25 protein-coding genes are annotated in these 24702 nt (G+C 40.5%); 15 read left to right on the top strand and 10 right to left on the bottom strand.

From position 1 onward, the window contains the following. Window positions 1–791: 791 nt before the first annotated feature. Together FXW07_RS01130 and FXW07_RS01125 are read left to right on the top strand one after the other, a co-directional pair. Window positions 792–1187: a hypothetical protein gene (locus FXW07_RS01130; protein WP_229393371.1), complete on the top strand. Its 396-nt coding sequence runs from the start codon at window positions 792–794 to the stop codon at window positions 1185–1187. Window positions 1188–1460: 273 nt separating this feature from the next. Next, window positions 1461–2456 (top strand): cation diffusion facilitator family transporter, encoded by a 996-nt coding sequence (locus tag FXW07_RS01125; RefSeq protein ID WP_229393370.1) that lies wholly within the window; start codon window positions 1461–1463, stop codon window positions 2454–2456. 202 nt (window positions 2457–2658) lie between these two features. On the opposite strand, the gene FXW07_RS01120 is transcribed toward FXW07_RS01125, so the two are convergent. Continuing rightward, window positions 2659–3120, bottom strand: a complete 462-nt coding sequence (locus FXW07_RS01120; RefSeq protein WP_229393369.1) for an Hsp20/alpha crystallin family protein — start codon at window positions 3118–3120, stop codon at window positions 2659–2661. Between the two features lie 224 nt (window positions 3121–3344). Continuing rightward, window positions 3345–4541 (bottom strand): cofactor-independent phosphoglycerate mutase, encoded by a 1197-nt coding sequence (locus FXW07_RS01115; RefSeq protein ID WP_229393368.1) that lies wholly within the window; start codon window positions 4539–4541, stop codon window positions 3345–3347. 402 nt (window positions 4542–4943) lie between these two features. On the opposite strand from FXW07_RS01115, the gene FXW07_RS01110 reads away from it, so the two are divergent. Both FXW07_RS01110 and purM read left to right on the top strand, forming a co-directional pair. Beyond that, on the top strand, window positions 4944–6362 hold the full coding sequence (locus FXW07_RS01110) for an aspartate kinase (protein WP_048157973.1): 1419 nt from the start codon (window positions 4944–4946) through the stop codon (window positions 6360–6362). 22 nt (window positions 6363–6384) lie between these two features. Further along, window positions 6385–7386, top strand: a complete 1002-nt coding sequence (purM, locus tag FXW07_RS01105; RefSeq protein ID WP_229393367.1) for a phosphoribosylformylglycinamidine cyclo-ligase — start codon at window positions 6385–6387, stop codon at window positions 7384–7386. Window positions 7387–7478: 92 nt separating this feature from the next. Here purM and FXW07_RS01100 read toward each other — a convergent pair whose 3' ends face one another. Together FXW07_RS01100 and FXW07_RS01095 are read right to left on the bottom strand one after the other, a co-directional pair. After that, window positions 7479–7853, bottom strand: a complete 375-nt coding sequence (locus FXW07_RS01100; RefSeq protein ID WP_229393366.1) for a DUF1894 domain-containing protein — start codon at window positions 7851–7853, stop codon at window positions 7479–7481. After that, on the bottom strand, window positions 7850–8308 hold the full coding sequence (locus tag FXW07_RS01095; RefSeq protein WP_229393365.1) for a DUF1890 domain-containing protein: 459 nt from the start codon (window positions 8306–8308) through the stop codon (window positions 7850–7852). Before FXW07_RS01095 ends, FXW07_RS01100 begins: the two co-directional genes overlap by 4 nt. A 757-nt stretch (window positions 8309–9065) precedes the next feature. On the opposite strand from FXW07_RS01095, the gene FXW07_RS01090 reads away from it, so the two are divergent. After that, window positions 9066–9368, top strand: coding sequence for a DUF1894 domain-containing protein (locus FXW07_RS01090; protein ID WP_229393364.1), 303 nt, complete (start codon window positions 9066–9068; stop codon window positions 9366–9368). A 143-nt stretch (window positions 9369–9511) separates the two neighbouring features. Here the strand turns inward: FXW07_RS01090 and FXW07_RS01085 are convergent, their stop codons facing one another. After that, window positions 9512–10078, bottom strand: coding sequence for a hypothetical protein (locus tag FXW07_RS01085; RefSeq protein WP_229393363.1), 567 nt, complete (start codon window positions 10076–10078; stop codon window positions 9512–9514). Between the two features lie 111 nt (window positions 10079–10189). Next, window positions 10190–11284, bottom strand: a complete 1095-nt coding sequence (locus FXW07_RS01080; RefSeq protein WP_229393362.1) for a hypothetical protein — start codon at window positions 11282–11284, stop codon at window positions 10190–10192. Window positions 11285–11639: 355 nt separating this feature from the next. Here FXW07_RS01080 and FXW07_RS01075 point away from each other — a divergent pair, with 355 nt between their 5' ends. From FXW07_RS01075 to hisC, 5 genes are all read left to right on the top strand, one after another. Next, a complete protein-coding gene (locus FXW07_RS01075; protein WP_229393361.1) occupies window positions 11640–12122 on the top strand; it encodes a PUA domain-containing protein in 483 nt (160 codons plus the stop codon). 331 nt (window positions 12123–12453) lie between these two features. Continuing rightward, window positions 12454–13656, top strand: a complete 1203-nt coding sequence (locus FXW07_RS01070; RefSeq protein ID WP_229393360.1) for a polymer-forming cytoskeletal protein — start codon at window positions 12454–12456, stop codon at window positions 13654–13656. A gap of 7 nt (window positions 13657–13663) precedes the next feature. Next, window positions 13664–13936, top strand: coding sequence for a hypothetical protein (locus FXW07_RS01065; protein WP_229393359.1), 273 nt, complete (start codon window positions 13664–13666; stop codon window positions 13934–13936). A gap of 438 nt (window positions 13937–14374) precedes the next feature. Beyond that, a complete protein-coding gene (locus FXW07_RS01060; protein WP_229393417.1) occupies window positions 14375–15484 on the top strand; it encodes an acetylornithine transaminase in 1110 nt (369 codons plus the stop codon). Next, a complete protein-coding gene (gene hisC / locus FXW07_RS01055) occupies window positions 15465–16565 on the top strand; it encodes a histidinol-phosphate transaminase (RefSeq protein ID WP_229393358.1) in 1101 nt (366 codons plus the stop codon). The genes FXW07_RS01060 and hisC overlap by 20 nt, the downstream gene beginning before the upstream one ends. A gap of 135 nt (window positions 16566–16700) precedes the next feature. Here the strand turns inward: hisC and FXW07_RS01050 are convergent, their stop codons facing one another. Genes FXW07_RS01050 through artA form a run of 4 tightly spaced genes read right to left on the bottom strand, consistent with a single transcriptional unit; the run spans window position 16701 to window position 19413 of the window. Continuing rightward, window positions 16701–17096 (bottom strand): dihydroneopterin aldolase family protein, encoded by a 396-nt coding sequence (locus tag FXW07_RS01050; RefSeq protein ID WP_197078792.1) that lies wholly within the window; start codon window positions 17094–17096, stop codon window positions 16701–16703. A 24-nt stretch (window positions 17097–17120) separates the two neighbouring features. Further along, window positions 17121–17912, bottom strand: coding sequence for an archaetidylserine synthase (locus FXW07_RS01045; RefSeq protein WP_255678525.1), 792 nt, complete (start codon window positions 17910–17912; stop codon window positions 17121–17123). Window positions 17913–17914: 2 nt separating this feature from the next. Next, window positions 17915–18538 (bottom strand): phosphatidylserine decarboxylase, encoded by a 624-nt coding sequence (locus FXW07_RS01040; protein ID WP_048123232.1) that lies wholly within the window; start codon window positions 18536–18538, stop codon window positions 17915–17917. A gap of 5 nt (window positions 18539–18543) precedes the next feature. Next, window positions 18544–19413, bottom strand: a complete 870-nt coding sequence (gene artA / locus FXW07_RS01035) for an archaeosortase A (protein ID WP_229393356.1) — start codon at window positions 19411–19413, stop codon at window positions 18544–18546. 630 nt (window positions 19414–20043) lie between these two features. Between artA and FXW07_RS01030 the strand changes: the two genes are divergently transcribed. From FXW07_RS01030 to FXW07_RS01010, 5 genes are all read left to right on the top strand, one after another. After that, window positions 20044–20460 (top strand): NUDIX hydrolase, encoded by a 417-nt coding sequence (locus FXW07_RS01030; RefSeq protein ID WP_048157980.1) that lies wholly within the window; start codon window positions 20044–20046, stop codon window positions 20458–20460. Continuing rightward, window positions 20438–20752 carry a transcription factor S gene (locus FXW07_RS01025; RefSeq protein ID WP_048108514.1) on the top strand — a complete coding sequence of 105 codons (315 nt, stop codon included), beginning with the start codon at window positions 20438–20440 and terminating at the stop codon, window positions 20750–20752. The genes FXW07_RS01030 and FXW07_RS01025 overlap by 23 nt, the downstream gene beginning before the upstream one ends. Window positions 20753–21049: 297 nt before the next feature. Then, on the top strand, window positions 21050–21787 hold the full coding sequence (locus tag FXW07_RS01020; protein WP_229393355.1) for a DNA polymerase sliding clamp: 738 nt from the start codon (window positions 21050–21052) through the stop codon (window positions 21785–21787). 1 nt (window position 21788) lies between these two features. Continuing rightward, window positions 21789–22925 (top strand): DNA primase regulatory subunit PriL, encoded by a 1137-nt coding sequence (gene priL / locus FXW07_RS01015; RefSeq protein WP_229393354.1) that lies wholly within the window; start codon window positions 21789–21791, stop codon window positions 22923–22925. 362 nt (window positions 22926–23287) lie between these two features. Next, window positions 23288–24451, top strand: coding sequence for a Coenzyme F420 hydrogenase/dehydrogenase, beta subunit C-terminal domain (locus FXW07_RS01010; protein ID WP_229393353.1), 1164 nt, complete (start codon window positions 23288–23290; stop codon window positions 24449–24451). Window positions 24452–24702: the final 251 nt, after the last annotated feature.

The raw sequence follows: 24702 nt of genomic DNA, 5'->3' as shown, positions 1-24702 counted from the left end.
TTTTCCTCAGAAAGCTTTGAGTTAATAAGAGTACCTGAATTTTGTGCAGTTAGATACAGAAAATCAAATTGCGGGCGGCCACCCCACCCTAAAGGATGGGGTATGCTTCGGACCGCCCGCCCGGTTACTTGGAGACAGATAATTAAGTATCCTTTAACAAGGTTTCCTTAACATAAGTGATTGAAATTTTTACCTCGGTTTCCTTATCCGATTTACTATCTATATAAAAGGAAACTATGGTTTAGATATTTAAAGAGAAAACGAAGAGGCGAGGGTTCACTTCATCCCCAACCTGAAGGATAGGGTATTCGTGACCCTCTGCGCTCCCGTAGTAATAAAGGGCATAATTCATTGAATGAATAATTTGCAGCAGTAAAGGCAGTAACCATAAATAAGACCACCGATATACTTTATCTTGCGGCGATGATGAGAGTTACCCCAACTGAGCAAAAGATGATGAGAACAATTTCCTGATGCCGCGCTTTTCACCTATTAGCATGAAAATGCTGTTATCTGCAAGCACTTTCATTGATTGTGCATGTTATTCAAAGAATATCATGTTCGTTTTCGGCAGACCTTAGTTTTTCAGTTTACTTTATTTTTCCAACGTACTTTATTTTCCAACTCACTTTATTTCCTAACTCACTTTATTTTCCAACTTACCTTATTTTCCAACTTACCTTATTTTCGATCTTGTTTAATTATCAATAATACTTTTCTCCAGGGAGCAAAGTTAAGAGCTTTTAAAAGCTTTTATCTGCTTGCAAATTGTTTTTTATAAGGGTGTTAAAATGGGCCAGTATGACCTGAACGAAATTATAGAAAAAATAAAGGAAAAAATCCCTTTCGAGTTAAAGGACAACGAACGAAGCAGAATCTGGAGTTTAAGAGTAATTATAAGTAAGCTGTACTACGCCCTGGAATATGAGAAAGACCCTCAAGCCACCAGGCAAAAGGTAACTCAGCTTCTTCTTTATCACGGGCAGTTTAGTAAAGAAGAAATCGACAAGACATTTCAAGCATCAGCAAAAGAAACTACTGAATATTCAATAGAATTTCTAAAACAGCACCCTGAGGTTGCACAGGCTGAAGCCAGAAAAAGTAAAGAATTTCCTGAAGAAGGAGAAGAAGGAGAAAAAGAAGAGAAAATAAAGGAAATAAAATATATTTTTCCACATTACGGCTGAGAGCCTATGGTGTTTTTCAATTCTGTATTTTATAAGAGTGATAATTATATAAGTGTTCGAAATATTAAAGTTGAGTGAACCTGCAAAAAACGATTCTAAGCCATATAAGCTCCTTAACCAGGTGATAGATACCCTTATATCTCTTGATTGCTAATTTATATGCTCTGGTTTAATAGTATAACAACATATATTGAAATATAAGATCTCAAAGAATAAGATCTCAAAGAATAAGATCTCAAATATATTCAAATAGTAAAGACAATATGAGAAATTATGGAAAGTGCTGGAGATACAAATAAAGAGACTCTTTTTAGTTATGAGGATAATGACGATACACGGTACTCCCGAGCGTCTCATGTAACAAAAGTCTCGATGCTTTTAAACTTTTTATTGACAGCTTTTAAGTTTGCAGCTGGGATCCTTGGTAATAGTTCGGCAATGATAGCGGATGCAGCTCATTCACTATCAGACTTTATAACTGATATCGCAGTGATTGTAGGTTTAAAAATCGCTAAAAAACCAAGGGACAGCACACATAATTATGGACATGGGAAAATTGAGACTTTAGCTGCCGCATTTATAGGCCTTGTACTTATTGCGGCTGCTTTTGGAATTTTCTGGGGCGGTCTTCAGAAAGTTATTACTTTTTATCAGGGAGAGAGTCTGCCAGAGCCAAGTAAAATCGCTCTTGCTGCAGCAGCCATTTCAATTGTGTTAAAAGAATGGCTATACCGCTACACTATAGAATGCGGTCGAGAACTTAAGAGTGATGCGGTAATTGCAAATGCCTGGGATCACCGTTCGGATGCTCTCTCCTCTGTAGGCACCATGCTAGGAATAGGAGGCGCGATCTTTCTCGGAGGCAAGTGGGTAGTGCTTGATCCACTAGCTGCAATTGTATTAAGTTTCTTTATCTTTAAAGTGGCATTTGATGTTTCTTACAAAAACCTCAATGAACTGCTGGAAGCTTCGCTTGATTCGGAGACTTACAGAAATATTGAACGAGTCCTTGATTCGACTGAAGGTGTCTTAGGCTTCCATGAGCTAAAAACCCGAAAAATAGGGAATGCCATGGCTGCAGATGTCCATATTGAGGTAGACCGGGATTTAAATATCGTAGATGCACATGAAATCTCAACGCAGATAGAAAACAGGCTAAAAGAGGTCTGCGGCAATAACGGCCACTTTTCGATTCATGTGGAGCCATGTCCTGACTCCAAATACTATGATAAGAACACATCCAGAACAAATAATAGAACCAGATTATGAAAATTAAGAGTCGGATTGAGTGAAAATCAGAGTGAGTAAAAATCAGAGTGAGTGGAAATCAGAATAAGTGAAAATCAGAACGAGTGAAAATCAGAATGAGTGAAGTTGGGAAATCAACAAGAAAAATTCAAAATAGACAGGCTGCGGTTTTCTTTCGCAGTCTGAAATTAAATTTAATATTATACTTTTCGCTTCGAAAAGCTCACTCAATAGCTATTTTCTTTGTAGGCTCTTCCAATTGCATTTTCGGCAGCGTTATTTTCAGGACACCATTTTCCATTTTTGCAGTGCTTCCCTCTTCCTTAACGCTCGCAGGCAAGCGAATAGCCCTATAAAATTGAGTATATGCTCTCTCCCGGCGCAGGTACCCTTCTTCCTCAGTCTCTTTTTCCTTCCCGGTCTTTGCACTGATCTCAAGCATGTCTTCTTTAAGGTTAATCTGAACATCCTCTTTATTAATGCCAGGCAGGTCGGTAGTGACTATAAGTTTATCGTCTTCTTCCTTAATGTCGATAGCAGGAGTGTATACTTTTCCGCCTCCCCATTCTTCCATCGGCATAAAGTCTTCAAACAACTGATTGAGGCGTTCTTGCGTCCTTCTTATTTCTTCAAAAGGATCCCAGCGTCCAGGTCCTGGAAATGATCTTCTCATAGGCCATCTCATACAAAAATCCCCCTTAGTTAAAATGATAACACAGCTTTTATGTGCTATTTTGAATATATTGAGAAAGGATATATATGTTTTCCTGAATAATTATACACAAGCTGAGTACAAAAAAGAGCCAGTGTGATAACAGAAAAAAATCAGAAAATCCAGAGCAGAGGATTATTCTGGAAATTAGGATGCTGAACAAATAGAAGCATCGAATGGAAAACGAGAAAAAGCAGTTATTTAGCCTTCACAAGTATTCCTATAAGATCCGAAGCTTTTACAAGGCCAAGAGAACCTTTTTTAGCCGATTCCTCATCGAAGGTCTCTGCACTATCAGATTCCGTTTTATCAGTTCTGTAGACTGCAAAAGGAACTGGATCTCGAGCATGAGTTTTTATGGAAATAGGAGTTGGATGATCAGGCAGTACGAGAATTGTAAAAGGCTCGTCTGAAGCCATCGCATGCTTAAGAATAGGAGCTACAATTCGGCTATCGAAATCTTCGACAGCTTTTAACTTTTTATCAATGCTCCCTTCATGCCCGGCTTCATCCGGAGCTTCCACATGGACAAAAACAAGGTCCCTGGTTTTCAGGACCTCGATTGCAGCACTGGCTTTTCCTTCATAATTGGTATCCAGATAACCGGTTGCTCCCTGAACTTCAATTACATCCATTCCTGCATAAACTCCAATGCCTTTCAGAAGATCGACTGCGGAAATAACTGCTCCAGTTTTCCCATATAGTTCTTGAAATGGCGTAAACTTCGGAGCATATCCCTGGCCCCAGACCCAGATTGAATTTGCGGGATTCTTACCCTCTTCAATCCTTTTCAGATTAACTGGATGCAGTTCAAGAACGATCATAGATTTTTTCATCAGATCGGAAAAGAAATCTCCGTCTTTTCCTCCGGGCAGATATTCCTCAATTTTCTTTCCAGTAATATCATGCGGGGGAGTACACTCTGTTTCAGCTCCCAGATTATTTTTGGCGACCAGAAGATGCCTGTAGCTGATTCCCGGATTAAAGCTCAGTTCTTCATTACCGAGTTCCGCATCAAGGGTTTCGATGAGAATCCTAGCTTCTTCACTACTGATATGCCCTGCGCTGTAATCTTTTATTCTCCTATGCTCAATAGTCACAAGATTGCATCTGAAAGCCACATCATCAGATGCAAGAGCAACACCCATACTGGCGGCCTCCAGAGGAGCCCTACCAGAGTAATATACTGCTGGATCGTACCCGAGAATAGACATATTTGCGACATCACTCCCGGGGTGAAGTTCATCAGGTATCGTTTTTGCAAGCCCTATTTTTCCATGGGCTGCGATATAATCCATAGCAGGGGTTCGGGCTGCCTGGAGAATGGTCTTTCCACCCAGTTTCTCTATTGGGTAATCAGCCATTCCGTCTCCTATAAGTACAGCGTATTTCATTGCTTCATCTCTTTCCAAATATCTTAGTCTTTCATCTCGGGAATTAAATATAATATTTTCTACCAGATCCAGATTACTTAGATTTATCGGGTATTTGCCAGCAGGTTTTTCTGCTGATCTGGAGATTAATTTCTAATCCATTTTACACAAACGTTATAATATAGTATCCATATCCTATACAGAACAGGTTCTCAGCATAAAATGTATTAAGTGACGAAAGAGCCGATATATATCTTTCTCTACAAAAAAATCATGCTATTGAAAGCAATCTGCAAACCCGCAGAAATTTTGGAGAACTATTAATTCCAATCTGAATAATCAGTGAAGATAACCAAAACTATTATCAACAGTTTAAGTAAATGGTGTGAGAATAATCAGTTAACGACAAAACGTGATCCGATCATGAAAATTGTAATGAAATTTGGAGGAACTTCCGTTGGGGACGGAAAAAAAATCCGTCATGTTGCCCAGCTTCTAAAGGGGTACCGTGAAGAAGGCAACCAGATCGTGGTAGTAACCTCAGCGCTCGGTGGAGTAACCGATGAGCTTCTGGAAAATGCACTCTTTGCTTCAACAAAAGGCAAAGTCGCCCTTGTGAAAGAATTTAAAACAGAAATCACAAACAAACACCACGAGGCCGTGAAGGATGCCATTGATGATCCAACAGTCGCTAAAGAAGTTATCCAGACACTTGACCTCCGCATTGACGAGCTCGAAAAAGCCCTGATCGGAATCTGCTATCTTGGTGAGCTTACTTCAAGGTCAATTGACTACATTTGTTCTTATGGAGAGCGCCTGGCTGCTCCGATTGTGTCAGGAGCTATCCGTTCCCTTGGAATTTCATCAACTGAATTCACAGGTGGAGAAGCAGGGATTATAACATCATCGGATTACGGGAATGCAAGGCCTCTTGAGAAAACTTACGAACTTGTGAATAAGAGGCTTGGATGCAGACTCGAGACACAGATTCTTGTAGTTACGGGATTTATCGGAGAAAACGAGGAAGGAATTATTACCACTCTGGGAAGAAGCGGCTCTGACTTTACAGCTTCTATTCTGGGCGCAGCTTTGAAAGCCGACGAGATCTGGCTCTGGAAAGAAGTAAACGGTATCATGACTACCGATCCGAGAATAGTGCCAGAGGCAAAAACTATCCCGCAAATCTCTTATGCCGAAGCCATGGAACTTTCTTACTTCGGGGCAAACGTACTGCACCCGCGCACGATTGAGCCTGCTATGCGCGAACACATTCCTGTACGTGTCAAGAATACGTTTGAGCCTGAGCTACCTGGCACGCTCGTAGTTGCGGAAAAGTTCCAGTGCAAGAATGTAGTAAAAGCCGTAAGCCTGATCAAAAACGTGGCTCTCATCAATATTTCAGGCGCAGAGATGGTAGGATCTGTCGGGACTGTAGCAAGACTCTTCACAGTACTTGCAAAGTCAGGCGTTAATGTTATTATGATAAGCCAGGGCTCGTCCGAATCAAATATATCTTTCGTGATCAGTGAAGCACATGTGGAAACTGCATTAAAAGCCCTGCATGAAGAGTTCAACCGCGGAATCGTAAAAGAAATTACGTCAGACAAAGATGTCTGTGTAGTTGCAGTCGTGGGTGCAGGTATGGCAGGGACTCCAGGCGTGGCAAAACGGGTATTCGGAGCGCTTGGGAACTCGCTGATTAATATCATCATGATTAGCCAGGGCTCTTCCCAGTACAATATCTCTTTCGTAGTGCGGGAAGACGATGCATTTGCTGCAGTCAAGACCCTGCACGATGAATTTGAACTATATAACGGAAACGGAATTGAAAAAAAGCTATAAAGCAGGCAGGGAGGGGCAAAAGATGAGTGAAAAACACTTAACGTACGCGGATTCAGGCGTAGATATTACAAAGGAAGAAAAAACCGTCAAGACCCTTATCGAAAAACTGAGCTATGTTCGAAAAGGTATAGGAGCCCCCCTTACAGGAATAGGGCATTATGCAGGGCTTCTGGACTTCGGAGAATATGCCCTTGCCCTGACAACTGATGGGGTAGGCTCAAAAGTTCTTATTGCAAACGAAATGCAGCGGTGGAATACAGTAGGCATAGACTGTATCGCAATGAATGTGAATGACCTTCTAGCCATAGGGGCCGAACCTGTAGCCTTTGTAGATTATCTTGCCCTGGAAAAGCATGAAGAAGGCTTTGCCGCCCAGATCGGGGAAGGACTGGTTAATGGCGCGGAAATATCCAGGATGTCCATCGTTGGTGGAGAAACTGCAACCCTGCCAGAGATAATTAAAGGTTTTGACCTTGCAGGTACATGCCTTGGAATTGTCCGGAAAGAACAGATTGTTGAGGGAGAGAAAGTAAGGGTAGGTGACGTGATTGTTGGTGTCCCAAGTACAGGCGTTCACAGCAACGGCTATACCCTTGTAAGGAAAATCATTGAGGAATCCAGGTACTCTTATCACGACCCCTGTCCCTATGACAATTCAAAAACGATTGGAGACGACCTCCTGACCCCAACAAGAATTTATATTGAGATTCTTGATGTCCTGAAGGCATGTGAAGTCCATGGGCTTGCCCACATAACAGGCAGCGGACTTTTGAAACTGAGAAGAGTGACAAAACTCGGTTTTGATTTTTACGATCCTCTTGAACCCCAGGAAATTTTCAAATTCTTGCAGAAGGAAGGCGGAGTCGAGGATCTTGAAATGTACAGAACCTTCAATATGGGTATGGGTTTTCTTGTTATCTTGCCGGAAAAAGATGCTGCAAAAGCTGCAGAAATTACCGGTGGAAAAATCGTAGGAAAAATTGTGGAAAGCGGTATCAGGGTAAAAGACCTGGTAATAGAGTGAAAAATGTACAAGATTCTATAAAGGATTCGATTTTGAAAGCCAATTTAGAGGAAGAGTAAGATTTTCTTCCTCTATGGTCAACTTTTCAGATTTTAGTTTTTCCACATATCTCCATAGCTGGATAAAGATGTCCTGGAACTTTCAGCAGGTTTACTTTTCTTCGCTGAAGGCGTTACTTTTTCTTTTTCCGCCTCCCTGAGCCGATTGATCTCTTTTATGCTGTCTTCGTCGTCTATGCTCAGGACAAAGCTCCCATGGCACGGCTTTGTATAGGGGAAGACCAGAGCATTGTCTTTTACACCCATCGCAATGGGCGGTATTCCTATTATATAATAATCTTTGAAGATTTTATATCCAGGAGATACATAGTAAACCTCGTCCGAGTTTTTCTCAATATACTCTCTGGCCTCCTTGAAGCTTATTTTTTGCAGGTGGATTGTGTACTTCATTTGCTCAATACAGCTCATTTAACGATCTCCTCCATAACCTTATCCAGCTTGTTCTTGAGACGAACGGGGTTGTGAACGTCCTGTGCGACAATCTTTTCACAGTCGAACTCTATGGTTTCGGCCAGAACCTCGGCATTTCTGCCAAAGACTATTGAATACATTCTGGCCTGAGAAATGGAGCTCATGGTCGTTGCATAAGTCATTCCTGCATCGTTATGCATAAAGGCAAAGCACATATCGAAATCCATTCTTTTTTCAATGACGTCTACTATAGTTTTGTCGAGATCTACCAGCTTTTTTACATAATAGCCGTCGGAATCGGAGACTTTCAAAAGCTTGCTTGCGGCAGTTGTCCCGGCAACGGTTACATCAAATCCCAGTTTAGTCAGTTTATGGGAAAGATATAATGCAATGCTGGTTTGAATCGGAACCTCTGGACATCCCATCATGAGGAGCACTTTTGCGCCGGTCATAATATTTCATCTCTTAGGTATTTTATCTGTAAGATTAGGGTTTATCCTGAATTTTAATCTTTGCAATCAATATTTGAATTGAAATTCTTGAAATCGAGACAGTATTGATAGTTTAAGAACTCTTCCCAAAATCAACCATATTCGTAAAAAATTGAGAATATTTTAGAAACAATTTTTATAATCTGAAGCTCAATTATTATTCAGAATATAGGATTCTGAGAAATTGTCTTGAGTTTTTAGATCAGCTTCAATACATCTTCCAACTTTCTATCCCCAATATATCTAAAGCATTATTTAACAAGCCTATTTAGACCTAAAGCATTGTTTAACAAGCCTATTAGATCTAAAGCATTATTTAACAAGCCTGTATCGTCAAATTTATATTAAATTGTCAATAGAGGTTAAAACTGTTTAGTCAAGACGAATATGCATTCAACTGCAAGCGTTTCAAAAAATATAAAAGAAAAATTATATAAAGAATATGAATCAAGGTTATAGTGTTTGTACAGAACTCTCTTTGGTATGAAAGTCCTTTGGCACGAAAGCCCTGTCAAGTACTTTTGACCGCAGATCGAAACGATAATAGTTTGTTTGTGCCTGTTATTCGTAGAGTTTAAAATTCGCTTTTCAAAATAAATTGTCTCTTATACCATCGACTCATATTTTAACATGAGTTAAACTAACGGCCATTTGAAGCATGGACAGCTATCAGAATATTCCTGGATATATCTAGAAAAAAACAATAAAGGGTACAAAAATGGTATGTTTAAGCGGATATAACTATGAGGTTCTCCTGAAGAATACAACCCTCGAAGAGTGTGAAAAACTCATTATGGAGAATTCAGAGGATGTATACCTCGTACCTGGCGGGTACAAAGTAAGAGATCTCATGCTCATGGGTACAGTTTCCCCTGTTGGCTTTTCAGGAAGCGATATTATATTTCAGTTCACAAAGCCCTGCTTCGGCTTATTTGTGCTCAAACTGAAAAACGAAACCGAAGAAATAGAGAGGCTTAGGAACCAGTACAAAATGGATAAAAATGTAAAAAAGATTAAATGAGGAGACTTTTTATTATTTTCTGGGTTTTTGATTGATTGAAATCAATTGCTAGCGGAATTAATGGTAAATTTTGGCGATTCCAGAAGATATTAAAAAGTGTCAATCTTTATGTTTAATTCTGATTTTTTGATTTAAATTTTCTTTCAAGGTTTTACCTTTTTTGTACATGAGACCCTGCACTCAAAGAATTCGGATGAAGGAAGCTCGTGTACTGTGGTTGCAACGACCATGCCTTCTCCAACTTCTTTTACGACCATTATCGGCCTGCCCCTATCATCCGTTAATACCACATCACCGTCGGTTTCCGTGAAATAACCGTCACATCCTACAGGAGGATCGATATTTTCCACCAGCTTTTGGGCTTCGTGCTGACCCACAGGCTGAGGTGTGCATGGGTTTTCTTCCATTACGTATTTCAGAGAAAAAGGAAGCCACTCGTATTCGTATTTTGGGACAAGAGGGCTGAAAACAAGAAGAGTCCCTCCTTTTGTCACAAACTTTTCAAGGGAACGTTTACCGCGTTCAAGTCCTGCGCCTGTTTTCGTATACTGTTTATTTGCAAAACCTGTCGGCAAAACCAGAACCTTGCAGGCAGGAAGATAAGGAGTACCAAGGGACGTTGAGAGTGCACGAGTGCATTCAAGCCCATATTCCACAAACAGTTTTTCAAAGAGAAGAGGGCCGTCCCAGAGCAAAATTACGTCACTCATGAAAAAGGATAGGAGAATCCCACATATGAATTTATCTATCTTGCTGAATATCAGAGAATTATGGAAGTTAAGGTGCATCTTCAGCAGCAGAGATCCAGGGTTCGAGATCCATTATTCCACAGAAAAGTCGGCTGAACTAAGGCTTTTTCCGAACTCGAACAAAATCATATGGGGGCTGGTGGTGACTTTAAAAGAGTAGTTAATTGACGTAAAAACAGTAGAATAATATTTTGTAAGAAAGTCACATACTTTTCTATCAGAATAGTCGTGGATAAGTTTCACATATTCTTTGCCCTTTTCCGTGCAAATTTCTATATCACTTCCGATACCGTCCGTGAGATAAATTTCTTTGAAAATAACAATATGCTCGGCAAGGGTGAAGGCTGTCGGGGGATTTCCTGTAATCAACTCAAAATTTCTTTTCAATTCAGCTACGGATGGAAGATCTCCTGAAACAAAAGCCTCGAAAGTTTTTCTTTGCATGCTAAGCCGCTGATAATTCTGCTGCCTGTAGATTTTGATAAGATTCTTCCAGAACTCCGGCTTTTTTTGAATTTCCCAGAAAGTACTTTCCATACATCCAAAGTTTTCCTCAAGACCTTTAGGAACTTTTTGAAAATCAAGAAACTCGAACCTTTTAAAGTAGACCTTTGTTACGTTTGATTTGCAGAATAGACCCTGAACATCCAGTTTCATCTGTTTTGCCAGATAAAGAGCCAGGCTGTGGGCCATAATTTCCCTGAAGCAAGGGTTTCCGTTTGAGAGAGTAAGACTTGCAGTTTCAGGCTCAGGGCCCTGACTGTACTCAGCATCGACCTTAATTTTCCAGCCCATTTTCTCGTTGAGCAAATTTATATAACTGACAACATCAGGGATTCGTTTAATTTTATAAGGGTTAATTATTTCATATACAGTTGATTCGTCGATTAATAACCCTGAAGTGTTTTTAACAAGCCATTCAAAAAGAGTATGATGAACAAGCAGGAATTCTTCTTCCTCAATCAGTCCATTACGAAATTCTGCATTCTGTGAGACCTTACATGAAGATTTTTCCCCATTTTCATCGGTACTCCCAGCCAGGGTGAGAGAGGCAGTTTCGATAGTATCCCTTATTGCCGCACTTAAGTTTCCATTATTTTTTTCCAGAAAGGGCTTTAATTTATCCACATAACACTGGTCAATAGAGATATTCTTTCGGACTATCAAGCGGATTCCCTCTCTTGCCTTCTTGAGACTGTAAACAGCTCAAAGTTCTTGATATACACATGTTTTCATTTTCGTAAACCCGATAATAGATTGTTGCTTATACTTCTTAATATTTTTGCTAGGTTGAAGAGCAAAAAAACAGATCGTAAAATAAAAAAAATTGTGATGTGAGAAGAAAAAAACAATTACATTAGAGCAAAAAATTAAATTATTTAGAGAAAAACAGAAAGCTCAAATGTTATGATAATAGAATAAAAATATAGAATGTGTGATAAAATAGAGAACGTATAATTACGGTCACAAAAAATCAGGATAACCGGAACGGCTTTAAGGTCTGCATATATTACGTACTCTCATGAATAGTGACACCGAAAGACTTGCTAGAGTCCGCATGATAGCAGACTACCAGTTTGGGAAAGGCATCGGAAAAGAACTTTTTCCTGATGGCTCAACGTTCCAGTTATCCAGGACAAAAAGAGTGCGCCAGGTCTTACACTCTGGAAAACGTATGGCTACAGCAAGAGCAAAGGATGGGTTTTTTACCCTCAGTATTGAAGGAGCTTCCATCGTTCACAGGCTTTTGCCAGGAAAGAAGCTCAGGGTCGTTATCTCAGAGGAAGCTGCTCCTTTTGTGGAGAAAGGTAAAACCGCTTTTATAAAACACGTCGTTGAAATTGATCCTGAACTGAGGGCCGGAGAAGAAGTACTTGTGACAGATGAGACTAACAGGCTGCTTGCAACAGGGCAACTGCTTCTGTCTCCTGCGGAGATTCTGGCTCTCAACAGTGGTGCAGCTGTGGATGTAAGAGTAGGAGTGGCTTCGAAAAAAGAAAGGTGAATCCAGGAATTAGAAAAACTTATGAGATATAAAAGAGACATTGGAAAAGAGAATAGAGAAAAAGTGTTAAGTTTTATGCTAAATATCGACGCTTTTTAAATTTTACACAAATTTACATATAGTTAAATATGATATAAAATGCTACTTATATTGCTCAAATATTCTTATAATGAACGGATAAAATGAATAAGAATATATCATAGATAGTAATTTTTGAATGAATGCCATTTAAAAAAACGGATTTTAAAAGGCAGCTTCAATCCTGAAGTAGAAGTATATAAAGAAATAAAATTTTCAAGAAATAAAGCCAAAGATAACAGTTTCCCGGAGAGTGAGCACTATTTCAGAGTCAGAAGAGATTCTAAAATACTTCCTGGTTCCAGATAACACCAGAATCGAAGCAAACAAAATTACAGTCGAGGGAGACGTTATTGTCGGCAATCACTCTAATATTGAATACAATATAATCGGCGATACTGTCATTATGGGAGAAGGAGTGGTCGTTTCAGGGGATATTGCGGCCAGTAACGATATCAGGATTGACATGTGGTCAAAACTGGGTAACCGGGTAGAGGTTGGAGGAAACGCCTACCTGGGAGAATTTGTAACCATTGACGGGAAACTGCTCGTACAGGGAGACCTGGACGTAGGAAAAGAAGTTAAAATCCGGGGAGGGTTTGAAGCCAAGGGATGGATATTGGTAAGAAATCCGATCCCTGTAATTATCTTTCTATTTCTTTACATAAAGGAAATGATGCGTCTCGGCAAAGGCGAAGAGATTGAAAAAGCCGTAGAAGAACTTTTTGATGATTCTGAGGACATACAGAGCTTTGAAAGGAAAGAACCCGCTGAAAAAGTACTGATTGTACCAGCTGACTCAAAGCTTTCCCATGAAACTATTGAGATTGATGGGGAAGCCATTATAGGAAAAAACTGCCTGATAACAGGAAATATTCGAGCACAGGCTGTCTCTACAGGGGAAAACCTGACCTTTAAGGGAAGTATTTACTCAGAAAGCAAGATCTTCATCGGTGAAAATTGCACTGTCTATGGCAATCTTTCTTCAAAAGGAGATGTACAGATTGGCAGGAACAGTCGAGTTTTCGGTGGAGTGAAAGCCAACTCGGTCTTACTGCTTGAAAACGCAAGGGTAGACGGTACTATAAAAGCCCCTTCGGGAGTATCTTTCTTAAGGGATGCTGCAGAAATGCCTGTTCTTGCAGAGGTCAATGCTTTAGGGAAATTAATTATGGGCAAGACTCATGAATTGCCCGAAAATGAAACTCAGGACAAACCTGAAAAGGAACATCAGGACGAACCTGAAAAGAAACCTCAGGACAAAATCAAAAAAGAGCCCCGGGATAAACCCGTAAAGCCCCTGAATGTGATGGAAATTGGTTCACCTGCCAAATTGAGTGCGAATGTTTTTGTACCTGGCAGAAAAAGAAAAACGGCCAGAACAAGGGCCCTGGAAAGAACCAGACACTTCACAGGAGCCAGGACTCACAGAAAGGAACAAAAGTCCGAAGAGTAATCTGAGAGTGATTAATCCGACCCGAGTCCTTTCGTATGTCCTTGACGTCCAGGAAAATTCCGAATTTCCTCTGACCAAAGTCTTCAGCTTAATTTTCGTTAAAGATATGGCAAATCTTACCCTGCGCAGGTGTGAGCTAATGCTTTTGGGAAAAAGAATTGCGGAAAAAATGTCTTCGGAAAAAATTTCTTTTTTGAGAAAGAGCAGTAACATTCATAGGGAATCAGGGAATTATCTGGGCTTTGGAGATGAAAGAGCAGAACTCAACTCTGAAATTTAACTGTAAACTTTTTGAACCCTCAAAAGAAAATGCTCTCAAAAATCTTAATATCTTAATAATACATTCATTTTGAGCTAGTTGGGCTCCAGATTTAGATATAACTCTAAAATAACCATAATTAGTTTGAAACAACCAGAATTAGTTCGAAATAAATAGAATTTGGTCAAAATAACCATAATTAGGTTAAAATAACCAGGATTAATTCGAAATAACCAGAATTCGTTTAAAAGAAGTAGAATAAGTTCAAAATAACCGGAATTAGGTTAAAATATTCCAGACTTTACTCGTTAAACTTTCCGATCAGTTTAAAGGAACAAATTTCATGAAGGGATCCAATTGACAGAGAACGTTGCAGAGCCTGAAAATCTACAGGTTACAGAGCCTGAGAATTTACAGGCAAAATACGATTCAATTATAGAAAAAGATTCAAAATATGTAATGCAGACTTATGGTCGTCAGCCCCTTGTACTTTCAGAAGGAAAGGGAGCGGTTGTCCGGGATATTTACGGAAAAGAGTATATTGACTGTGTAGCAGGAATTGCAGTAAACAATGTTGGACACTGCCACCCGGCTGTTGTCAGGGCAATCCAGGCCCAGGCTGAGAAGCTGCTGCACGTTTCTAACCTTTATTACACTGAGATTCAGGCTGAACTTGCAGAAGCCCTTGTTTCGGTTACAGGAATGGAACGCGTTTTTTTCTGTAATTCAGGAGCTGAAGCCGTAGAGGCTGCGATGAAACTGGCCCGTATGGCTTCCGGAAAAAGTGCCTTTGTAGCTGCTGAACACTCCTTCCACGGAAGGACTATAGGGGCACTCAGCGTAACCCACAAGAACATTTACAGGGACCCTTTCATGCCGCCTGTAAGTTCCGAAACTACTTTTGTCCCGTACTCCGATACGGACGCTATCAGGCAGGCTATTTCGGAAAACACGGCAGCCGTGATCCTTGAACCCATTCAAGGAGAAGGCGGAGTTAATATTCCGGATCCCGGATACCTTAAAGAGGTTAGGGAAATCTGTGACGAAACCGGAACTTTCCTTATCTTTGATGAAGTGCAGACAGGCTTTGGAAGGACAGGTACATGGTTCTGTAAAGATCAGTTCGGAGTAGAACCCGATATCATGAGCATGGCAAAAGCAATAGGTGGAGGCTTTCCTATGGGCGCTATCACTGCAAGGGAGGGGCTAAGCTTTGGGCGCGGACAGCACGCTTCCACTTTCGGAGGCGGGCCGCTTGCCTGTGCAGCTGCACTCGCTTCAATTGAGGCAATAAAGGAAGAAGGACTCCTTAAGCGCTCAAAAGAGAACGGGGCTTATTTCATGGGAAAGCTCAGGAATATGGAAAGGGAAGATGTTGTAGAAGTCCGTGGAAAAGGGCTCATGATAGGAGTAGAGGTAAACCATCCCTGCAGCGATTTCGTGGACTTTGCAAGGGAACATGGAGTGCTTGTAAATTGCACATCGGAATCGGTGCTCCGTCTGGTTCCTCCACTTGTGATTACAAAAGAACAGATCGATAAGGTAGTTGATGTTCTTGAGCAGGCCTGAATTGATAAAAAAAGAAATATTTGATATCGCAGAGTACGTTCCAGGGAAATCCATTGAAGAAATCGCTTCTGCCTATGGGCTTGACCCGGCTTCAATTATTAAACTCGGCTCAAATGAAAACCCGCTTGGGCCCTCTCCAAAGGCTGTTCAGGCCCTGGTAGACACAGCTCCCTCAGCAAACATTTACCCCTCAGCAGACGCGATCGAACTCAGGGAGGCTCTCTCGAAATACACAGGTTTTCCGGTTTCAAACCTCGTAGCCTCAGGGCCGGGAATGGACGGGCTACTTGACGGGCTTTGCAGGCTGGTTATTGAAAAAGGAGACGAAGTCATTGTTCCTACTCCTACTTTTGCCTATTACGAACTTCCGGCACGGGCATGCGGAGGAAAGCCGGTCTTTGTCAGGAGAAGCCAGGACTTCTCGATAGATCCTGAAAAGATTCTGGAAGCTACATCCAGCAGGACAAAGATAATCTTCCTCTGTTCTCCCAATAATCCCTCAGGCAACCTCCTTCCCGAAAATGATCTGAGGAAAATACTTGAAAATACCAGAGCTCTTGTGTTCGTTGACGAGGCATATGTCGAATTTGCGGACAGGAACCTTGCAGGGCTTGTAAGAGAATACGATAATCTTGTTGTGGGCAGAACCTTTTCCAAGGTATTTGGGCTTGCAGGTTTGCGCCTGGGCTATGGGATCATGCCCGAATGGCTGGCAAAAGAGTATATAAGAGCAGCAACACCGTTTTCAGTAAGTCTTCCGGCTTTAAAAGCAGGAATAGCTGCCCTTTCAGATCCCGAACACCACAAAAGAAGCGTAGAAATCGCAAGAGAAGGCAGAAAATACCTGAAAGAAAAAATTCCCTTTAAGGTTTATCCTTCCCAGGCAAACTTCGTACTTGTGGATGTTTCTCCTATGAAAGCAAAAACTGTTACACAGAATCTCATGAAAAAGGGAATTATTGTACGTTCCTGTGATTCTTTCAGGGAGGCTGGAGATACGCTTATAAGGGTAACAGCTGGAACTCCGGAACAGAATGAAAAAGTGATCAGGGCTTTTGAAACTGTAAAGAAAGAGGGTTAAAAACCTTAATTTCTTTACTTTAAGTTCTATTTTTACGTTGAGTTATATTTCATGTTAAGATCTGTTTTTTACTTTAATCCGTTTTCTACTTTAATCCGTTTTCTACTTTAATCCCTATTTTAGAAGCTATCTATTTCAAACGTTTATCTCTTCGATTTCTAGAATTTTCATCAGAGGATAATTCAATTCAGAGTTATATTCCATTCCGACTTTTATCTTTGAAGAACCGTATCTTACAGTTATTTTTACATTAAGCATAGGCCCCTGAAGTTCAGAATAACCGAATTCATCATTCAACTTGCCTTTCAACATATCTCGGTCAATTTTTACGGAAATTTCTTCCACGTAGGGCTGGACTGAAATGCTTTCCTGGATAGCCTGTTCAAGGCTTGAAACAGTATTTAAATTTACAGGAGAACCCGTAAATTGATGGTAAAGGGCTCCTAGTTTTATTCCTGCCTCAAAAAGTGCATTATCTCTATCAGTTGCTTTTTCTTGGACCAAACAAATCACTTCTTTCTTGGAATTCATTAATTGACGTTTCGGACAAATTTTTTATTGTTTTTCTTTCCCGATTCTCATTCCTTTATTTCGATATTCCTTATTACCCAGGTTGCTTAAGACAGGGACTTTGAAAAAAGGACAAAAGATGTAGATCAACATCAGGATAAAAGGCAGGATCGAGAAAATTCGCATATATTCAATATTATACAGGTAGAGAAGCATAGTTATTCCAAAAATGGAAGCTATGAAAACGAGAACCTTGACATTCTTGATCTTCGGATAATTTACCGAACTCACCATAAGAATAGAGAGACAAAGGGTAAGCGCTAGAAGAAAGTCTATCTTGACAAGGTTTTCGCTTAACAACATGTATGTAACAAGCATAACGCAGCCTGCAGTTATGGGAAGGCCTTCAAATCCAGTTTTACTGGCAGTCATGGAATTGAAGCGTGCGAGCCTGAGCACACCGCAGATAGCATAGAAAACCGGAAATACCGCAACAAGAGGGTCTGGATCTCCCACAAGAGGGTTTATTTGTCCAAACTGCAAGTATATGAGAAGAGCAGGAGCCACCCCAAAAGAAACTGCATCTGCTAGGGAATCAAGTTGTTCCCCGAGTTCTCCTCCTTTAAACCTCCTGGCAATGTACCCATCCGCCCCATCTGCAATTGCTGCAATAAGAAGTAAGATCAAAGCCAGGACAAAACCATTATGGTTTGCCCCAGTTTGAAGTGTGGCAGCCTGGACTGTAGCCTGAGCAGCTACTGCAATTGAGCCGATTCCACAGATAAGGTTCAAAAGAGAGACCAGGTCCGGGAGTCTTAACATTTGAAATACGTTCATGTTCAAAAGTCCCTATCATTTTTTATTGTTGCTATAATAGTCTTGCCGGCAAGTACCCGTTCCCCTTTCCGTACTGTAATTTCAAAATCATGAGGAATCGTTACATCAACCCTTGATCCGAAGCGAATCATTCCAATTCGCTGTCCCTGCTCGATCATATCATTTACTTGAGAATAAGAGACAATTCGTCTGGCAATAGTGCCTGCGATCTGCGTGACACTAACATCCCCATACTTGCTGTGAATAATAAACTCGTTTCTTTCGTTTCTTTCAGAGTCTTTCCAGTAAGCAGGAAGATATCCGCCTTTCTTGTAAGTGATTTCTCTGATAGTCCCCGAAATCGGAGCTCTATTTACATGTACATTCTGGAGAAACATGAAAATACAGATTTTCCGGCCTCGAATATCTATGACAGTTCCATCAGCCGGGGAAATCATATAAGTATCCGAAACTTCAACCTTTCTTTCTGGATCTCTAAAAAAAAGAACCATAAAGAAAGTCAGTGACATTGCTAAGTAAGCAGCGTGGTTTAAGTGGGAGCTGTTCATTGCCTTAGAGAGAATTGCAAATAATGCAGTAATAGATGCAGCTGTAAAAAGCCAGGGTTCCGAACCTTTTGCAAGCATTTCTCTTAATCCCCCTCGGACCTTAGCAGAAGAGATTTCAATTCATTAGAAAGAATGACCCAGAGGCCATCAATCATTCCGAACAGCTCGGGAAGAATCCGGAGTACTGCATATGAAATTACAAAGAGAGCAATGCCTGAACCCGCTTTTGCAATATAGTTATGCGCAATTATAAAACTATCAGCACCAAACCATTGCTCTCCATAAGCAACTACCACGAAAATGTCCCTGATAAGATTAAGGATATAGATCACGGGCACTGACACAATAAACGCCATAGCCAGTCGACTAAGGGGAGCTCTTACTGCACATATAAGCCCCATAAAGAGAGCAATACTTTCAATCGCCGTACAGGCGAGAATGATTTCCACTGTATACCCATTAAGTGATATCATATTCCAGGCTTTCATATACGCAGGAATGTCTAGATACTGAAGAACCCAGGTAACCTGAGAAGTAACCCCTCCTATAATCAAGGTATTTAGAGAGGAGAAATTCGCAAACGGGAAATAAACAAGAGCTCCGAGTGCACTGGCACTTGTAAGCATCGAGGTTATGTCAAGGGAATCAGCCTCACTCTGATCTGAAAATTTGGAGTGCAACACTTCTCTATTATTAATTATCTTTAGAGGACCTTTTCTGTACTCCAGAAACATGATATACGCTACAAGTAGACAAAACAGGGCTACTACTATTGTTAGGAGCACATTAGCATAGTCCATAATTTTGAGATAATGAAGAGGCTGATAACTCCAGTGGATGGAAAATACACCCCATCCAATCCCTCCAATAAGTTTACGAACCCTTGAAGTTCTGGGGATGACGGATGACGCAACCATTAACCCGACTGCGAGCCAGAGTATACTTTCTATCATTTTTCACGCACCTTTTTTGCCAGAGGTAAGGTTTAGTTTTGAATATTATTTATCTTGTTTCTGAAAGCTCAGAAAACCTCAGGCAAGTTATGAAATTTCCGGGAAGCGGCAAATAAACTTATCTAAATAATTGATAAATATTCATATAAGTTTCCAATAAGTCCAATTAGTTCATAATCGTTAGTATTTAGGAATTCAAAGCTTATGGATTTTACTTTTCGTATTGATCAGGAGATGCAGAATTATTACCTCTATCAAGATAACGATACCGAGTAATTGAGCCTGCAAATAAGATAATAGATTCCTATTATAGAAGAATAACGTTACAAACAGAACATTACCAACATGTTCTCGTTTGTATAAAAAATATAGAGATTGAAGAATTTCAAGAACAAGAAAACTTTTGTTTCGATAAAAGGGAAACATTTAAGAGAAACAACTACATAAGAGATTTTTCTGCTTGACAGGAACTTGACTTATAATGTCAAAATTGAAATAAGATGAAGAATTTCTACGTTATGCATAATAATAATATTATTTCATTCTGGCGTTCCTGCCGGAAAAGCTGATTCAGAAAGGGATTGGTGGCGGAAAAAGAGATCTCCCGGAAAGGAAATGTGAAGGCGTTTTATGAAACCCAAAACTCCTAGTTTAACCGTTGATACCGTAATCCTCTTTAAAAACAAGCTTGTGCTTGTGAAGAGAAAAAATCCCCCATATCAGGGAAAATTTGCCCTTCCAGGAGGTTTCGTAGAAATCGGGGAAACTACAGAAAAAGCAGCAATTAGGGAAGCTTTTGAAGAAACAGGCCTTTCTGTAGAGCTTATCAAACTTGTAGGAGTCTACTCTGATCCTGACCGCGACCCCAGAGGACATACGGTTTCAGTATGTTACCTTGCAAAGGGATTTGGAGAGCTGAAATCCGGGTCTGATGCCGCTTCTGCCGATCTTTTTGAGCTTGAGTCCGTTCCTGAACTGGCTTTTGACCACAATAAAATTATAAATGATGCAAAAAGTGATATTAATGCAATTCTGCCCCAAATGTAAAAGTATGATGTTTCCTAAAAATGGGAATTTTGAGTGTAGAAAATGTGGAAACATAATACCTATAAAAAGTGATGAAAAAAGTTTTGTCTCCAGAGCCAAGATAGATGATCACGAAATAGTGGTTCTGGAAGGTGAGCAGACTTCAGGCCTGCCGACAACAAGTGCAAAATGCCCAGAATGTGGGAACAATACTGCAGCCTGGTGGCTCAGACAACTGAGGTCTGCCGATGAATCCGAAACCCGCTTTTTCAAGTGTACGAAATGCGGATTTACCTGGAGAGAATACGACTGAGATTTAATTGCCCTTCTGTTTCCCCTTGAAAAGTACATTTCCCGGAAAACTAGACCCATCAGGCTACAGCTTCCTTTCTGCTTTAAGCAGAGCCTGAAGCCGCCCTGTTTTCTGACCAAGATTTATATAGTTGCCGGGAGTTTGAATCTAATGGTTTTTCCGATTCCAGAACCCTGTTTGATCACATTTGGAGAATTAATTCTTCAGATGAGCTGGAATTTAGGAATCTGTAAAGAAATTTATATATCTCAAGGGTAATAAATAGTTTAGACTTAAATTTATTATTGGAGAAGAAATATGTTTAAGGCAGCAATTAATGCAGAGCTTCTGAAAGACGCGGTTGCCGCACTAGCTGTAATTGTAGATGAGGTCAGATTCAAGATAAACCCGGAAGGTATTTCGGTAAAAGCCGTTGATCCTGCCAACGTTGCAATGGGAATTTTCGAACTTGGGTCATCTGCTTTCGACGAGTATAACGCTGATGAATGTGAAATCGGAGTCGATCTGAACAAGATTATGGACCTGCTGGGAATCGCGGATAAGAACGACACAGTCCGGATGGAACTTGAAGAAGGGAATCACAAACTTCTGATTGATGTCGGAGGACTGTCTTATACACTTTCTCTTCTTGATCCTTCTACAATTCGGGCAGAGCCAAGAGTTCCACAACTTGAATTGCCTGCTAAAGTCGTCCTTAACGGTACAGACCTCAGACGTGCTGTTAAAGCTGCCGAAAAAATAAGCGACCATATGCTCATGGGAGTTTCGGACGACACATTCTATATGGAAGCAAAAGGAGATACCGACCAGGTTCGTCTCGAGATGGGCAGAGATCAGCTAATCGACCTGAAGGCAGGAGAAGCATGTTCTCTTTTCTCTCTGGATTATCTGACCGATATAGTCAAACCCACAAACAAAATCAATGAAGTTACTCTTTCCCTTGGAAAAGACTTCCCAATACTCATAGATTTCGAAATTGCGAACGGTGCAGGAAGGATTTCGTACCTCCTGGCTCCAAGAATTGAGTCGGACTGAAATGGACGAGGAACATATAGCTCTTTACCCATTTGCTTCAGAAGTATCTGCTTATGTAGAAAGCCTTAGAGTCTCGCTAGAGAGTTTGCTTAATTCTCCAGCTTTTCGGAGATCTCGAGTTCGCGGGATGGAAAGAGTAATGCAATCCATCGAAGGAGAGATTGAAAAATCGCTTATAAAAGATGAAAGCTGGCTTCTTTCCGAAACTCTCTCTTATCCTTTTGCTCAAATTCTGGTCGCTTGCGTAGATGACCAGTTATTCACCAAACGATACGCACTTAAAGAAGCAGAAGCAGCCTCAAAATGGCTCGAAAAAGAAAGTACTGATTTTTTGCTTGAATTCGGGGAGGATTTTGGGATTCAAGCAGAAGCTGAAGAGTTACAGTTCAGTATGCATTTTGCAGATTATATACGCTTTTCTTCTTCGATAAGGGAACCAATATGGAAATTAACAAATCGGCAGCTTCGCTCCGGAATGGTCGTAGTTACGAAAAAAGACTTTGTAAGACTTCTTCAAGAAGCGATCAAAGAAAGAATAGAAAAATCATTTCCCATCCCCAAAATCCCTTCTGAAGTATCAAGTTTCTGCGCCCCTTATGTTGCTGAAATTAAAGATAAGTTTGAGGTCCACAAGAAAAAATTCGGGACAACGGACTTTGGTGTAGTGGAACCCGAGCTCTTTCCCCCCTGTATATCCCATGCCCTTGCAAACGTACAGGGCGGAGTGAATCTTGCCCATTCTATGCGTTTTGCCATGACCTCCTTCCTGCTCAGCGTGGGAATGTCAGTGGATGAAATTCTTAACCTTTTCAATGTCTCTCCTGATTTTAACGCGGAATTAACCCTTTATCAGATAGAACATATTGCAGGCGCAACAGGAAACGTATACAAGCCTCCTGCATGTGACACTATGAGAACATATGGGAACTGCATAGGTAAAGACCGATTGTGTGAAAAAATCAGTCATCCTCTGGCATACTACGAGAAGAAAATATATCTGAGAAATAAAGAAAAAGAAATGGAAAAAGAGAAGGAAAAACATGAAGAAAAAGGGAAAGGAAAGGAAATAGAAAAAGAGAAGGAAAAACAAGAAGAAAAGGGGAAAGGAAAGGAAATAGAAAAAGAGAAGAAAAAATAAGAAGAAAAGAGGAAGGAAATAGAAAAAGAGAAGAAAAAATAAGAAGAAAAGAGGAAGGAAATAGAAAAAGAGAAGGAAAAACAAGAAGAAAAGAGGAAGGAAAGGAAAAAAGCATAAAATTAGAAATATTATTAGGAAGATTATAAGAAATATTATTAGAAGTATTATAAGAAATATTATAAGAAATATTATAATTATAAAAAGATTTATATCAATTATAGACTATTTTTATTAATTATTGATTTGATTGGACAAGATCAATATTCTTTAAGGCCAGCATCAAATTCGTTTGGGAGTTACGCATTTGATTGCACTTATGGTATTTCCTGAAGTTTTCGTGTAACCTGCATCGGAGGCTTTCAATGCCGCTGGATCCTATTTGTAAAAAAATAATATCTGACAATACTGAGTATTTCTCAGATTATGGGGGAAAGAGCTATTATTTCTGCAGTCCCGAATGCAAACAGAAATTCGATGCTCTAGAAAAAAGTGTAATCCGGCTCAAACGGAATCTTAGTGAGAAAGAGAGGATTTCCTTTGGAAAGTTAAAAAAGGACATTATAAAACCAGGAATATGTACTCTATGTGGAGCCTGCGCAGCGAGTTGTGAGTATATTACGATAGAGGACGGCGCACCAAAACTGGTAGGCCCCTGTAAAGCCTGTGGGGTCTGCTACTACCAGTGTCCGAGAACCATCACCACAGAGGAGGGACTTATAGGGAGCTTCCGCTTCGCATATGCAGCAAGATCTGCTATTCCCGAAATAAGGGGACAGGATGGAGGAGTTGTGACATCTCTGCTTTTGTATGCCCTTGATGAGGGTTTAATTGACTCTGCCGTGGTTACTACTCGCTCAAAGGAAGAGCCCTGGAAACCTATACCAGTAGTTGCAAAGACAAGGGAAGAGGTCCTTGAGAGTAGCGGCAGCATCTATTCTCACTCAATGACGCTTGAAGCTCTGATGAGTGCAATTAAACAGGGAATGAACAGCATTGCGTTCGTAGGGACGAGCTGTAATATTGATGCAGTCACTAAAATGCAGAAAAGTTCCTATGGATTTCTACATCTCTTCATGAGAGCAAAGGTTCTCAAACTCGGGCTCTTTTGTATGGATACCTTCTCCTATGAAGGAATTAAAGCAGTACTGGAAAGTTATGGAATTACGCTGGAAAATGTAGATGCCATGAAAATTCGAAAAGGGAAGTTTGAAGTTACTCTGAAGGACGGAAAACAACAAATCTTCGACCTCAGCGAATTTGATGAATACAGAAGCTCTTCCTGTCGTTTCTGTACAGACCTTACTGCCGAAAACTCAGATATATCTTTTGGCGGAGTTGGCAGCCCCAGAAGCTGGACTACAGTCCTTGCCCGTTCAGCCCTGGGATACGAAATATTCAATGAAGCCGTAGACAACGGTTACATCGAAGCCCGACACCTTACCGACGACGAACTTGAAAGAGTACTCAACCTCGCCAAAATGAAGAAAGTCCAAATGTATGACCTCAACAGAAGGCAAAAAAAGTAAAGACCTTAAAAATATATTCGGCAGCCAGTAAAAACCTACCTCGTTGCCACCACAAGTTCAAAAACTCCTTTTGCCTTATAAGACAGCATTCCTTAGCAAATTGAATAAACAGATTCTCTTGACCATAAATCAGCCCTCTTGAGCGAACGAAGTGAACGAAAAGGGCACCGTCCTCCCGAGACAGAACTCGGGATGAACATATATTTATCCCATTACCTATTTGTATTATGCAGCAACCAACGGTATTTATT

The organism is Methanosarcina sp. DH1 (genome assembly GCF_020804205.1).
Lineage (GTDB): Archaea > Halobacteriota > Methanosarcinia > Methanosarcinales > Methanosarcinaceae > Methanosarcina > Methanosarcina vacuolata.
This window is presented reverse-complemented; position numbering and strand designations above follow the sequence as displayed.

Bases quoted from the DNA above. Each gene is read 5' to 3' on its own strand.
- FXW07_RS01095 (WP_229393365.1), bottom strand. From the start codon at position 8,308: ATGACCGGCGCAAAAGTGCTCCTCATGATGGGATGTCCAGAGGTTCCG.
- FXW07_RS01045 (WP_255678525.1), bottom strand. From the start codon at position 17,912: ATGAACGTATTTCAAATGTTAAGACTCCCGGACCTGGTCTCTCTTTTG.
- FXW07_RS01030 (WP_048157980.1), top strand. From the start codon at position 20,044: ATGAAACCCAAAACTCCTAGTTTAACCGTTGATACCGTAATCCTCTTT.
- FXW07_RS01025 (WP_048108514.1), top strand. From the start codon at position 20,438: ATGCAATTCTGCCCCAAATGTAAAAGTATGATGTTTCCTAAAAATGGG.
- priL (WP_229393354.1), top strand. From the start codon at position 21,789: ATGGACGAGGAACATATAGCTCTTTACCCATTTGCTTCAGAAGTATCT.
- hisC (WP_229393358.1), top strand. From the start codon at position 15,465: ATGTTCTTGAGCAGGCCTGAATTGATAAAAAAAGAAATATTTGATATC.
- FXW07_RS01085 (WP_229393363.1), bottom strand. From the start codon at position 10,078: ATGAGTGACGTAATTTTGCTCTGGGACGGCCCTCTTCTCTTTGAAAAA.
- FXW07_RS01090 (WP_229393364.1), top strand. From the start codon at position 9,066: ATGGTATGTTTAAGCGGATATAACTATGAGGTTCTCCTGAAGAATACA.
- FXW07_RS01020 (WP_229393355.1), top strand. From the start codon at position 21,050: ATGTTTAAGGCAGCAATTAATGCAGAGCTTCTGAAAGACGCGGTTGCC.
- FXW07_RS01100 (WP_229393366.1), bottom strand. From the start codon at position 7,853: ATGAGCTGTATTGAGCAAATGAAGTACACAATCCACCTGCAAAAAATA.
- purM (WP_229393367.1), top strand. From the start codon at position 6,385: ATGAGTGAAAAACACTTAACGTACGCGGATTCAGGCGTAGATATTACA.
- FXW07_RS01120 (WP_229393369.1), bottom strand. From the start codon at position 3,120: ATGAGATGGCCTATGAGAAGATCATTTCCAGGACCTGGACGCTGGGAT.
- artA (WP_229393356.1), bottom strand. From the start codon at position 19,413: ATGATAGAAAGTATACTCTGGCTCGCAGTCGGGTTAATGGTTGCGTCA.
- FXW07_RS01010 (WP_229393353.1), top strand. From the start codon at position 23,288: ATGCCGCTGGATCCTATTTGTAAAAAAATAATATCTGACAATACTGAG.
- FXW07_RS01130 (WP_229393371.1), top strand. From the start codon at position 792: ATGGGCCAGTATGACCTGAACGAAATTATAGAAAAAATAAAGGAAAAA.
- FXW07_RS01110 (WP_048157973.1), top strand. From the start codon at position 4,944: ATGAAAATTGTAATGAAATTTGGAGGAACTTCCGTTGGGGACGGAAAA.
- FXW07_RS01115 (WP_229393368.1), bottom strand. From the start codon at position 4,541: ATGAAATACGCTGTACTTATAGGAGACGGAATGGCTGATTACCCAATA.
- FXW07_RS01060 (WP_229393417.1), top strand. From the start codon at position 14,375: ATGCAGACTTATGGTCGTCAGCCCCTTGTACTTTCAGAAGGAAAGGGA.
- FXW07_RS01040 (WP_048123232.1), bottom strand. From the start codon at position 18,538: ATGCTTGCAAAAGGTTCGGAACCCTGGCTTTTTACAGCTGCATCTATT.
- FXW07_RS01125 (WP_229393370.1), top strand. From the start codon at position 1,461: ATGGAAAGTGCTGGAGATACAAATAAAGAGACTCTTTTTAGTTATGAG.
- FXW07_RS01075 (WP_229393361.1), top strand. From the start codon at position 11,640: ATGAATAGTGACACCGAAAGACTTGCTAGAGTCCGCATGATAGCAGAC.
- FXW07_RS01050 (WP_197078792.1), bottom strand. From the start codon at position 17,096: ATGAATTCCAAGAAAGAAGTGATTTGTTTGGTCCAAGAAAAAGCAACT.